At 41.5% G+C, this 12,049-nt stretch carries 12 protein-coding genes; 10 read left to right on the top strand and 2 right to left on the bottom strand.

Features of this window, described 5'->3' with window-relative positions:
- Positions 1-190: 190 nt before the first annotated feature.
- Positions 191-964: an SDR family oxidoreductase gene (locus F994_RS08215; protein WP_004649829.1), complete on the bottom strand. Its 774-nt coding sequence runs from the start codon at positions 962-964 to the stop codon at positions 191-193.
- A gap of 121 nt (positions 965-1,085) precedes the next feature.
- On the opposite strand from F994_RS08215, the gene mazG reads away from it, so the two are divergent.
- From mazG to yjgA, 9 genes are all read left to right on the top strand, one after another.
- Positions 1,086-1,847, top strand: coding sequence for a nucleoside triphosphate pyrophosphohydrolase (mazG, locus tag F994_RS08210; protein WP_004649828.1), 762 nt, complete (start codon positions 1,086-1,088; stop codon positions 1,845-1,847).
- A 61-nt stretch (positions 1,848-1,908) separates the two neighbouring features.
- Positions 1,909-2,265 (top strand): ComEA family DNA-binding protein, encoded by a 357-nt coding sequence (locus F994_RS08205; RefSeq protein WP_228128045.1) that lies wholly within the window; start codon positions 1,909-1,911, stop codon positions 2,263-2,265.
- Positions 2,266-2,401: 136 nt separating this feature from the next.
- Complete coding sequence (gene pcnB, locus F994_RS08200) at positions 2,402-3,862, top strand: polynucleotide adenylyltransferase PcnB (protein WP_004649826.1); 1,461 nt, start codon at positions 2,402-2,404, stop codon at positions 3,860-3,862.
- A complete protein-coding gene (folK, locus tag F994_RS08195; protein WP_004649825.1) occupies positions 3,859-4,347 on the top strand; it encodes a 2-amino-4-hydroxy-6-hydroxymethyldihydropteridine diphosphokinase in 489 nt (162 codons plus the stop codon). The genes pcnB and folK overlap by 4 nt, the downstream gene beginning before the upstream one ends.
- Before the next feature lie 39 nt (positions 4,348-4,386).
- Complete coding sequence (gene panB, locus F994_RS08190) at positions 4,387-5,196, top strand: 3-methyl-2-oxobutanoate hydroxymethyltransferase (RefSeq protein WP_004649824.1); 810 nt, start codon at positions 4,387-4,389, stop codon at positions 5,194-5,196.
- Positions 5,197-5,198: 2 nt separating this feature from the next.
- Positions 5,199-6,044: a pantoate--beta-alanine ligase gene (gene panC, locus F994_RS08185; RefSeq protein ID WP_004649823.1), complete on the top strand. Its 846-nt coding sequence runs from the start codon at positions 5,199-5,201 to the stop codon at positions 6,042-6,044.
- A 38-nt stretch (positions 6,045-6,082) separates the two neighbouring features.
- Complete coding sequence (gene rapZ / locus F994_RS08180; protein WP_004649821.1) at positions 6,083-6,934, top strand: RNase adapter RapZ; 852 nt, start codon at positions 6,083-6,085, stop codon at positions 6,932-6,934.
- Positions 6,931-7,200 carry an HPr family phosphocarrier protein gene (locus tag F994_RS08175; protein WP_034696949.1) on the top strand — a complete coding sequence of 90 codons (270 nt, stop codon included), beginning with the start codon at positions 6,931-6,933 and terminating at the stop codon, positions 7,198-7,200. Before rapZ ends, F994_RS08175 begins: the two co-directional genes overlap by 4 nt.
- A 2-nt stretch (positions 7,201-7,202) precedes the next feature.
- Positions 7,203-7,739, top strand: a complete 537-nt coding sequence (gene yjgA / locus F994_RS08170) for a ribosome biogenesis factor YjgA (RefSeq protein ID WP_004649819.1) — start codon at positions 7,203-7,205, stop codon at positions 7,737-7,739.
- Positions 7,740-7,829: 90 nt separating this feature from the next.
- Here the strand turns inward: yjgA and F994_RS08165 are convergent, their stop codons facing one another.
- Positions 7,830-9,473: an acyl-CoA synthetase gene (locus tag F994_RS08165; protein WP_004649818.1), complete on the bottom strand. Its 1,644-nt coding sequence runs from the start codon at positions 9,471-9,473 to the stop codon at positions 7,830-7,832.
- 649 nt (positions 9,474-10,122) lie between these two features.
- Here F994_RS08165 and thrS point away from each other — a divergent pair.
- Positions 10,123-12,045, top strand: coding sequence for a threonine--tRNA ligase (gene thrS, locus F994_RS08160; protein ID WP_004649817.1), 1,923 nt, complete (start codon positions 10,123-10,125; stop codon positions 12,043-12,045).
- Positions 12,046-12,049: the final 4 nt, after the last annotated feature.

The raw sequence follows: 12,049 nt of genomic DNA, 5'->3' as shown, positions 1-12,049 counted from the left end.
ATTTAAATGGGATGGTTGTTAAAATGTCTAATCGAAAAAGATGGAAACGATGCAGAAGTAAATTATTGCAATGTTAAATATGATGTTGGTTGTGTGTTGCTAAAGATGAAGTTTATTGCATAGGGTTTTGTTGACTAAAGTTTTATAGAATACAAAAGCCTATCGAAAGACAGGCTTTTTTTGATGGAACTTATTTTCTTTTGGCCAGTATACGATTGCCGATTCGATTGACAAACTGCGGACTCATGCCAGACAGTGTAAAGAGCAGTTTGCTTTTCAAGCCTACAGGCTGGTGCGTTGGTGTAAAGAGGTTATCTTGGCGTTGCACCAATTGATAAATCTGTTCTGCGACATCATGGGCACTTAAATGCACGCCCATATTTTGAATACTGCCGGCATCCATATCTTTCACCATGGCTGTTTGTACAAACAGCGGCATTACATCCAAAACGCGGATGCCATATTTTTGCCATTCAATGTCTAATCCTTCGGTAATACCACGCACGGCAAACTTACTGGCAGAATAAGATACCAAATCGGCTTGTCCATAAATGGCCGAAGCAGAAGAGAGATTAATCACCCGAGCAAACGAGGCTTGTTTTAAAAAGGGCAAGGCCGCATGGCAACCATTTAAAACCCCTTTGACATTAATGTCGATGGTACGATGATGCGCAGCAATATCGGTCTGTTCAAAAGCACCTGAATATAAAATTCCTGCATTATTGACCAACACATTAATTTCACCTGCCCAAGCCTGAAATTCGTTTAGGGCCTGTTGCCATTGGCTATAATTGGACACATCAAGTAAACCTGCTTTTGCCTGTGGTCCCAATTGTTGCGCCAGTTTTTGCGCTTGAACAGCGTTAATATCATAAATGCCCACTTTGTAGCCATGCTGATAAAACAGCGTTGCAATTGCAGCGCCAATGCCTTGTGCTGCCCCACTAATAAATATACTGTGCATGTCATTTTCCCTGTTTATTTTGTTTTTGTTGCGCTTTGGTTTTTCATTTATTTGGCTTGAGCATAACAAATATAAACAGTGAAAAGCTAAGTTTATATAACGTGATTGGAGTGATAAAAACGTGGATGAATTATTGGCAGTGATGCGTGAGTTACGTGAAAAATGTCCATGGGATCAACAACAAACACCCCAAAGTTTAACCAAATATGCCATAGAAGAGGCTTATGAAGTGGAAGCCGCAATTCGAGAGGGCAACGCCGATGAAATTCGAGATGAACTTGGCGATCTGTTGTTGCAAGTGGTTTTTCAAGCGCAAATGTTTAGCGAGCAGGGGGCATTTAATTTTGATGATGTCGTACAGGCGATTACTGAAAAATTAATTCGCCGTCATCCACATGTCTTTCAAGCAGAACAATTTTCACAATTGAGTTCGGCAGATGTTGCGGTGCTGTGGAAACAAATTAAACAACAAGAAAAACAAGGCAAACTACAATCTCGCTTAGATGAGATTAAACATGGGCCTGCGCTTCAACAAGCGGATGAAATCCAAAAAAATGCAGCACAAATTGGTTTCGATTTTGCTGCTGTTGCCGGCGCTTATGGAAAATTAAATGAAGAATTGGCCGAATTACAGCAGGCCATGCAAAAGCAAAATTCCGACGAAATATTCGACGAATTTGGTGATTGTTTATTTTCACTGATCAATGTTGGACGTAAACTTGGCGTGTCTAGTGAAATGGCACTTTTAAGTACCATTCATAAATTTAGAACACGTTTTGCTTTCATTGAAGATCAGGCTCGGCAACAACAGCAAAAAATTGAAGCGCTCTCTTTAGCAGAAATGGATCAATTGTGGGAGCAAGCGAAACAACAATTAAAATAATAGGTGTCCAATGAAAAAAATAAAACAGCTGCTTCAGCGCATTTTTCATTTGTGTATATTCATGTCATTGTTGGGCGGATCGACTCTGTATGCGCAACAATTTGACCAACAATATTTAAAATGGAAGGCTGAACAAGATGCCCAAGATGCACGTTTAAAAATTCCACGCGTCTCCACCAGCAAGAATCATTATTTGGCCAAACCTGCTTTACAACCATCCAGCGCTACTAAAATAAGTTTAAATCAAGCCACGTTAGCGCAATTACAAGAATTATCTGGCATTGGGTTAAAAAAAGCAGAAGCGATTATTGCCTATCGTCAAAAAAATGGAAAATTTAAAAACATTGAGGAATTGCAGCAGGTGAAGGGCATTGGGCCTGCTTTATTTGCCAAGAATAAAGACCGATTAGCGCTGTAATTTATGCTTTAAGCGACTAAGACGGGCTGAACAATCTATCCAGCATTGAGATAATCAAATTGCCCTTTGATTGTGTTAGATATATGATTAGCGTCATCTTAGATATTTTACGTTCAGACGTAGGAGACAGCGTCTTTTGCAAACTTTGCACGCGTCAAAATGTGGTTTATCAACCGCTCAATTACCTTCTTACATCCTAGATGTTATCGATGCCTTAACCAAGGCAGGCTTTGAAGCGTATATCGTTGGTGGTGGTGTTCGTGACTTAATGTTGGGTCTAAATCCTAAAGATTTTGATGCCGTCACCAATGCGACACCTGCTCAAGTGAAAGAAGTTTTCGGACGACGTTGTCGTATTATTGGACGACGTTTTGAGCTTGCTCATGTTTATTCCGGTCGAGAACTGGTCGAAGTTGCGACTTTCCGTGCGCCACCGAAAAAAGCGGTCACCTCTGCTTCAGGCATGATTTTACGAGATAATAATTGGGGCACGATTGAGCAAGATTTTGCTCGCCGTGATTTTTCGATTAACGCGATGTATTATCAACCGCGTAAAGGCATCGTGCTCGATTTTTGTCATGCCATTGATGACATAAAAAATAAAACTTTACGCTTATTGGGCGATCCAACTTTACGGTTTGAAGAAGATCCCGTGCGTATGCTGCGTACTTTACGCTTTGCAGCAAAATTGAATTTTAGTATTGCACCTGACATTTTAGAGGTTTTTACCCCTGAAATGACCCAGTTGTTACGTGATATTTCTCCGCATCGTTTATATGATGAATCGCAGAAATTATTCACCATGGGGCATTTGAATCGTGTGCTGCCGATGCTGATCGATTTTGATATTTGGCGTCAGCTCTTTGCAGACATCGACCCAAAGATCTCGACATTTATTGAACGTGCGGCCATCAATACCGATCAACGTATTCAAATTGGTAAAACCATCAATCCTGCATTTTTTTATGCCGTTTTGTTATGGAAACCTTTTTTAGAGCGTTGTGAATTTTATTTAAATAAAGGTATGGTTGCTGCGGAAGCGCGTGCACAAGCGGGTCTAGATGTTTTAAAACGTCAAGCCACGCGAACCATTATTCCACGTTTTGCTGAAACCTTTATTCGTGAAGTTTGGGAAATGCAAACTCGTTTGCTCAGCCCTAAACCACAGCAAATTCAAGCCTTATCTACCCATGCACGTTTCCGTGCCGGATTTGACTTTCTGTTGCTGCGTGAGAAGTCTGGTGATCACAGCACACAAGGTATGGGAACGTGGTGGGATGCGTATCAGCTGATGAGCACCGATGAAAAAGAACGTGCCATTAGTCAATACAACCGCCAACGTGCAAAAAGCCGTCGTAAAGCCCACACAGATGATGTCCTTGAGCCTAAATCGGTGTCTGTTGATATTGAGCCTTTGGTTCAAGAGACGGCACCACGCAGTCGTCGTGAGCGTGAACGCAAGGACAGAAGTCGACCTGAAAGACCTGTTCAAATGGTGACTTCAGGGGGTTCTGAGATTCGCGCAGATCACCCGATTTTAAAACGTAAACGAGTCAAACGTGATTTAAACCAAGTGGTTTTTGGACCGACACAATGACCACAGTAACCTATATTGGCTTAGGCAGTAACTTGGGTGATTCACGGCAAATTTTAATTGAAGCTGTGCAAAAACTGGCGACACTTGGAACAGTGAAAACATCGAAGTTATATCAAAGCCCACCAATGGGACCACAAGACCAACCGAATTATTTAAATGCGGTGGTGCAGTTGCAAACCGATTTAGCCCCTTTGGCTTTATTAGATCAATTGCAAAGTTTTGAACAAGAGTCTGGTCGAGTACGTTTGCGCCATTGGGGTGAACGGACTTTAGATTTAGACTTATTGGTTTATGGTCAGCAACACATACACAATGCGCGTTTAACGGTGCCACATGTTGGACTGTTTGAGCGTGATTTTGTGGTGATACCTTTGCTAGACTTAGATGCAAATATAGAAATTAAAGCACAACGATTAAAAGATTTACCCGTGGTACAACATCCGACAGTTGCTGTTTTGGATGATGACTCTTGGTCAAATATTTAATTTAGACATGTTCTTGGAACGTGTTAGAGGAACATCTTGATGATTAGTCTCAGCGACTTAAGACAATTTAAAACCAATGGCCGCAAATTTTCTTGTTTGACTTGCTACGATGCCAGTATGGCAAAAGCAATGGAACTTGCAGAAGTTGACACTATTTTAATTGGCGATTCTTTGGGGATGGCGATTCAGGGACGTGATTCAACGTTACCTGTGACTGTAGAAGATATGGCTTACCATACAGCAGCAGTACGCCGTGGTAATCAGCATGCTTTTATTATGACTGACTTGCCATTTATGAGCTATGCCACTTTAAATGATGCTTTAAGCAGTTCAAAAACTGTGATGCAAGCGGGTGCGCAAATGGTCAAAATGGAAGGCGGTGCATGGTTAAGTGAAACCGTCACTGTTTTGACCCGAAATGGTATTCCAGTCTGTGTACACTTAGGTTTAACCCCACAATCGGTGCATGTCTTTGGTGGCTATAAATTACAAGCACGTACCCGTGAAGCCGCGGATCAATTGATTGCCGATTGTAAAGCGGTGGTTGAAGCCGGTGCTGCTTTATTATTATTAGAATGTGTGCCTGCACAATTAGGCAAAGAAATTAGTGAATTGTTCCCTCATGTTCCCGTGATTGGCATTGGGGCGGGTGTGGATACGGATGGTCAAGTACTGGTTGTTCAAGATATGCTTGGCTTGACCTTTGGTCGCGTGGCTAAATTTGTGCGTAACTTTATGAAAGAACAAGCGGGAGAAACTGCAATTTTGGATGCTTTTAAAGCCTACCATGCTGCGGTGCTAGATAGCTCTTTCCCTGCTAAAGAACAAACTTTTCAAGTCGAGCTGTAAACATGAAAACAGAAACCACCATTCAAGGATTATCGGCTTCACTGACTCCAGCTCGATCAGCGCGAAAAATTATTGGTTTTGTTCCGACCATGGGGAATTTACACGAAGGTCATTTAAACTTGGTGCGTGAAGCACGTAAGTTATGTGATGTCGTGGTGGTCAGTATTTTTGTCAATCCCATCCAATTTGGCCCAAATGAAGATTTTGAAAATTACCCGCGTACTTTAGAGCACGATAGTCATTTGTTAGCCGATGTTGGTTGTGACATTGTTTTTGCGCCTAGCGTTGAACAAATGTATGGCAACAAACCACGTTTCACCAATATTAGCGTGTCTGATATCACCAATGATTTATGTGGTTTACAGCGTCCGGGTCACTTTGATGGCGTGGCAGTGGTTGTGACAAAATTGTTTAATATTGTACAGCCGAATTTTGCGTTCTTTGGCCAAAAGGATTATCAGCAACTGGCGGTGATTCGTCAGTTTGTACGTGATTTGAATATTCCTTTAGAAGTGATTGGTGTGCCGATTACGCGTGCAGAAGATGGTCTGGCACTCAGTTCACGTAATGGCTATCTAACTGAAGAACAGCGTAAAATAGCACCGAGCATTTTCCAAAGCTTAAAAGCGGCTGAACAAGAACTTCACAATGGTGTTAGTCTGGTCGAAGTGTTAGAAAATATTCAGCATACGTTGACACAAGCTGGTTTTATTGTGGATTATGTGGAAGCACGTACACCTGAATTGCAAAAAATAGAAGCATTTAATCAAAATGTTATTCTATTTGTTGCAGCTAAATTAGGGACCACTCGACTGATTGATAACGTGCAGGTTAAATACACTGCATAGTTTTAAGCAAACAGCATAAGCTAAAGGACAGCCTTGCCATGAAGCGTATTTTAATCGTTACAGGACAATCTGGATCAGGGAAATCATCTGCCTTGCAGGTGCTTGAGGACCTAGGTTACTACTGTATTGATAATTTACCTCTGGCCTTGCTGCCTGAAATCGTGGCTAAGCTGGATCGTGAAAATAATCTAGAGCAATTGGCTTTAGGGGTGGATGTCCGCAGTACTCGCGCAGATTTGCAAGAATTTGACCACGTTTTTGAACAATTGCAGAAACATGGTTCGGTTGATATTATTTATTTGACCACGCAAGACCAAGAATTGATTTCTCGTTTTAGTGCATCACGGCGTCCACATCCTTTGGCCAGTCGTTTTAAAAGTTTGACTGAATGTATTCAGGAAGAAAAAACATTATTACTTCCGATACAATTACGTTCAACAGTACATATTGATACCACCGATAAAAGTGTGCATGATTTAAAGCACACTTTATTGTCCAAACTTGGGCAATCGGATAACTTAATTTTAATTTTACAATCTTTTGGTTATAAACACGGTATTCCACTTGATGCTGATTATGTGTTTGACGTACGTCATTTGCCTAATCCACATTGGGATTTGGAATTGCGAAAATATTCAGGTTTAGACTTGCCTGTACAACAATTTTTGCTACAAAGTGAACAAACCAATGAGATGTTCCAAGATATTTACCATTTTTTAGATAAGTGGTTGCCTGCCTTTGCCGAAGGTCACCGTCACTATATGACAGTGTCGATTGGATGTACGGGAGGGCAGCACCGTTCAGTATATATCGTGGATAGACTTAAAAAAGCCCTTGAGGAAAAATGGTCTATTCAGGTCTTACACAGGGAAATGAAGCACTGGTCATGATTGACACAACTGTTGACGTAATTAATAAACTAGGTTTACATGCGCGTGCGTCTGGAAAGCTAATCGAAGTCACCACCAAATTTCGTTCATCGATTCAAATTGGTAAAGGTGATAAATTGGTTGATGCAAAAAATATTATGTCCTTGCTCATGCTTGGTGCAGGCAAGGGCACAACTTTACGTTTAGTGCTTGATGGTGCAGATGAAGAACAAGCTTTATCTGAAATTCAGGCATTATTTGCAGCAAAATTTTACGAGGCAGATTAATCGTGGCACGTCGACCGCAACAGCGTTTTACTGAAGATGACTTTGACACTTTAGAAGGGCGTGCAAGCAAAACCGAACAAAAAAAAGCAGTGCAACGTATGGCTGCTTTAGGTGAACAATTGGCTGAATTGAGCCTGAAACAAATTCAGAAACTTCCAGTGGAAGAGCGTTTAATTGATGCTTTGTTGGATGTGCGTAGTATTACTTCACATGAAGCACGTCGTCGCCAATTTTTACGTATTGGTAAATTGTTGCGTAATGAAGATGAAACGGTGATTTTATCTTATTTAACGCCACAGCAAGGTGCGAAAAAAACAGCACAATTGAACCGTTGGGTAGATCGTATGATTGCTCAGGGTGATCCTGTGATTAAAGAATTTATGAAAGCGCATAATGCGGCAGAGCATCATCCAATTCGTCAGCATATTTTGCGTATTCATCGTGATATTGCAAAACAATTGCCGGAAGATGAATTGGCAGCGTCGAAGCTCAAATTGTTTAATTACATTCAACAAGTGGCTTTAATTTCAGACAATTAATTTGTTTATCTTTAAAGTAAAAAAGCGGCTCTTGTGAGCCGCTTTTTTTATCGCTAAAAACCGTCTTTATGTGCTGAAGGTTGTAGAGAATTAATTAAATTCACTGACGGCACGTTCTTTTGCCCAATCACGTAAGATGAATTTTTGTAGTTTCCCTGTCGAGGTTTTTGGAATTTCGGTAATGATAATATCTTTCGGTACTTTAAAACGTGCTAAATGCTGCTTGCAGAATTCAACCAGTTCTTCAGGCGTTGCTGTTTTACCGTTTTTAAGTTCTACAAAGGCACAGGGAACTTCTTGCCAGCGTGGATCAGGTTTAGCAACCACGGCGACAGTGAGTACGGCAGGATGTTTATATAATATTTCTTCGACTTCAAGTGACGAAATATTTTCACCTCCTGAAATAATCACGTCTTTGGAGCGATCGGTAATTTTGGCATAACCATCGGGTTGGCAAACAGCCAGATCACCAGTATGGAACCATCCACCAGCAAAGGCTTCCGCTGTTGCTTCGGGGTTCTTTAAGTAGCCTTTCATCACAATATTGCCACGGAACATAATCTCGCCCATGCTTTGTCCATCATGAGGTACTTCCTGCATGGTTTCAGGATCAAGTACTTTCATGCTGTCTTGCAGCGGATAAGGTACGCCTTGACGTGAATGGAGTTGTGCTTGTTCCTGAATGGATAAATCACTCCAGCCTGCCTGTGAGGCACAAAGTGCAGAAGGACCATAGGTTTCCGTTAAACCATAAACGTGAGTCACATTAATACCAATATTCCGCATGCCTTCAATGGTGGTTGCAGGGGGTGCCGCTCCTGCAACCATGACCTCGACACGGTGGTCAAAGGCTGCTTTTTTATCTTCTGGGGTATTAATGAGCATAGATAAGACAATAGGTGCACCGCAGAAATAATTGACTTTATGTTCAGCAATTAATTTGAAAATGAGCTCCGCATCGACTTTGCGTAAACAGACATTGGTGCCACCGTTGGCTGCCATGGTCCATGCAAAGCACCAGCCATTACAGTGGAATAGGGGAAGGGTCCATAAATAGGTTGCGCGAGGCGTCATACCGCAAGCAATGATATTACTGGCTGCGTTGATGTAAGCACCACGGTGATGGTAAACCACACCTTTTGGATTGCCTGTGGTTCCAGAGGTGTAACTTAAACTGATCGCATCCCATTCATCTTGAGGTAAATGCCATTCAAAATTTTCGTCGCCGTCAGTCAGCCAGTCTTCATATTCAATTTGACCAATCGGGGTCGAAAATCCATACTCATATTCAGCATCATCGACATCAATCACATAGATGTCTTGTGGAACCAGTGCAAGCGCTTCTGTGGCAACTGCGGCAAATTCAGGGTCGACCAATAACACTTTAGTTTCCGCATGTTCCAGCATGAAAGCTAAAGTCTTGGCATCTAGACGTGTATTTAAGGTATTGAGTACAGCACCCGCCATAGGGACAGCAAAGTGCGCTTCAATCATGGCCGGAATGTTGGGAAGCAGTGTAGAAACGGTATCATTTTTACCGATGCCGAGTTTTTGGAGTTGGCTAGCAAACTGGCGGCAACGATTATATGTTTCACGCCAAGTAATACGGCGCTGACCATAAATAATCGCATGTTGATTTGGATAGATATATGCCGCACGATCAAGATAGCGTAACGGTGACAACGCTACAAAGTTTGCGGGAGTACGCGGTAATTCATCGTATGCGCTAACCATTTTTAAACTCCATTCTATATTTATTTTAAAACCCTGCTGAAAAGATATGCACTTCTAAAGTGTCTTGCATTTAGGCTTTAGTCGAGTGTTTTTTTAAAACTTATAAGATATTGAATATTAATAAAATTATTTTATTGTACTTGGTCTTTTTGAACGCACGGGTTCCCACCTTTGCTTTTTTAGTTATTTTACTCTAATCGGGAAATTAAAGTGAGATCAGTCGATGAATAGTAGTGAAAATATAATAGGCGAATAAAAGATGAAGCCATGGGGCAGAAGGTCAAAAAATATTCGTCTCTAATTTTCTAAGCTAGATATGTGTTTGACTGACAAAAATAGTGCAATCACCGATATAAATTCGTACCGTCGGGCTGGTCATTCGTTTGGTGCAGTTGTAAGCCCAAATAAAAAATCAGTTTTAAGCAGGGTTGCCACTGTTTTAGGCAGCAGTGACTAGGCAAAAAATGACAAATCTATCCCAGATCGAGTTTTTTCCTGCGAAAAGGTTTAATCGAAGGGTTAAGACGTGTAAAATTCTAATCGATTTTTATTTATCCACCGTTTTTATCTTTTGAGGTTCTCCTCGATCATAATCTCGCGGTGATATGCCCCATGGTACGGGGCATCACTCCTTAAGGATTTTTTATATATGCCAATTATCACTTTGCCAAATGGCGATCAAAAACAATTTGATCAAGCCGTATCTGTGATGGACGTTGCGTTAAGCATTGGTCCGGGTCTTGCTAAAAATACAGTAGCAGGTCGTGTAAACGATCGTCTAGTCGATGCATCAGACTTGATTACTGAAGATGCAACCATACAAATCATTACACCGAAAGACGAAGAAGGTGTAGAGATTATTCGTCACTCTTGCGCGCACTTGGTTGGTCATGCTGTTAAACAATTGTTCCCAGAAGCAAAAATGGTCATTGGTCCAGTCATTGAAGAAGGTTTCTACTATGACATCTGGATGCCACGTCCATTCACTTTAGATGACATGGCCGCGATTGAAGAGCGCATGAAAAAGCTCATCGATCAAGATTATGATGTGGTGAAAAAAATGACACCGCGTGACGAAGTGATTGCAGAATTCACCGCACGTGGCGAAGAATATAAATTACGCTTGATCGCAGACATGCCTGAAGAAACACAAATGGGCTTGTACTACCATCAAGATTATTTGGATATGTGCCGTGGTCCGCACGTACCAAACACTAAATTTTTAAAATCATTCAAGCTGACTAAAATCTCTGGTGCTTACTGGCGCGGCGATGCGAAGAATGAACAATTACAACGTATTTACGGTACAGCTTGGTCAGACAAGAAACAACTTGCGGCGTATATCAAACGTATTGAAGAAGCGGAAAAACGTGATCACCGTAAAATTGGTAAAGCTTTAGACTTATTCCATATGCAAGAAGAAGCACCGGGTATGGTGTTTTGGCATCCGAATGGTTGGACCATTTACCAAGTGCTTGAACAATACATGCGTAAAGTTCAACAAGACAATGGTTATCAAGAAATTCGTACACCGCAAGTGGTTGATTTCACCCTTTGGGAAAAATCAGGACATGCTGCAAACTATGCAGATAACATGTTTACTACACATTCGGAAAACCGTAACTATGCGGTAAAACCAATGAACTGCCCTTGCCACGTGCAAGTCTTTAACCAAGGTTTAAAATCTTACCGTGATTTGCCTATTCGTTTGGCTGAGTTTGGTTCATGTCACCGTAACGAACCATCGGGTTCATTACACGGCATTATGCGTGTGCGTGGCTTTACCCAAGATGATGCGCATATTTTCTGTACCACTGAACAGATTGGTAAAGAAGTTGCTGATTTCATTAAGCTCACTTTAGATGTGTATAAAGATTTTGGCTTTGAAGAAGTGCAAATGAAATTATCAACACGTCCAGAAAAACGTGTTGGCGATGACAAACTTTGGGACATGGCGGAAAAATCTTTGGCAGATGCTTTAGATGCAGCAGGTCTGGCTTGGGATTTACAACCGGGCGAAGGTGCATTCTACGGTCCAAAAATTGAATTCTCATTGAAAGACTGCTTAGGTCGTGTATGGCAATGTGGTACTATTCAGTGTGACTTCAATTTACCAGAGCGTTTAGACGCCTCTTATGTGACTGAAGACAATGATCGTGATCAACCTGTTATGTTGCATCGTGCAATTCTTGGCAGTTTCGAACGATTTATTGGTATACTAATTGAACACTACGCTGGCTTCATGCCACCTTGGTTAGCACCAGTACAAGCGTGTGTAATGAATATTACAGATTCACAAGCTGAGGCATGTGAGTCAGTGGTCGCAAAACTTAAAGAAAGCGGTATCCGCGCGATTTCAGACTTGAGAAATGAAAAAATCGGCTTTAAGATTCGTGAACGCACTTTAGAGCGTATTCCTTATTTATTGGTTCTTGGGGACCGAGAAGTAGAGGAAGGTACAGTCAACGTACGTACCCGCTCAGGAACAAATTTAGGTACTATGTCAATCGATGCCTTCGTTGACTTAGTGAAAGCAGCCGTAGCCGAACGCGGCCGGTACATTGTGGAGTAACAGC

It is taken from the genome of Acinetobacter bohemicus ANC 3994, assembly GCF_000367925.1.
GTDB classification, from domain to species: domain Bacteria; phylum Pseudomonadota; class Gammaproteobacteria; order Pseudomonadales; family Moraxellaceae; genus Acinetobacter; species Acinetobacter bohemicus.
This window is presented reverse-complemented; position numbering and strand designations above follow the sequence as displayed.

Bases quoted from the DNA above. Each gene is read 5' to 3' on its own strand.
- F994_RS08165 (WP_004649818.1), bottom strand. From the start codon at position 9,473: ATGGTTAGCGCATACGATGAATTACCGCGTACTCCCGCAAACTTTGTA.
- panC (WP_004649823.1), top strand. From the start codon at position 5,199: ATGAAAACAGAAACCACCATTCAAGGATTATCGGCTTCACTGACTCCA.
- F994_RS08175 (WP_034696949.1), top strand. From the start codon at position 6,931: ATGATTGACACAACTGTTGACGTAATTAATAAACTAGGTTTACATGCG.
- panB (WP_004649824.1), top strand. From the start codon at position 4,387: ATGATTAGTCTCAGCGACTTAAGACAATTTAAAACCAATGGCCGCAAA.
- thrS (WP_004649817.1), top strand. From the start codon at position 10,123: ATGCCAATTATCACTTTGCCAAATGGCGATCAAAAACAATTTGATCAA.
- rapZ (WP_004649821.1), top strand. From the start codon at position 6,083: ATGAAGCGTATTTTAATCGTTACAGGACAATCTGGATCAGGGAAATCA.
- F994_RS08215 (WP_004649829.1), bottom strand. From the start codon at position 964: ATGCACAGTATATTTATTAGTGGGGCAGCACAAGGCATTGGCGCTGCA.
- folK (WP_004649825.1), top strand. From the start codon at position 3,859: ATGACCACAGTAACCTATATTGGCTTAGGCAGTAACTTGGGTGATTCA.
- F994_RS08205 (WP_228128045.1), top strand. From the start codon at position 1,909: ATGTCATTGTTGGGCGGATCGACTCTGTATGCGCAACAATTTGACCAA.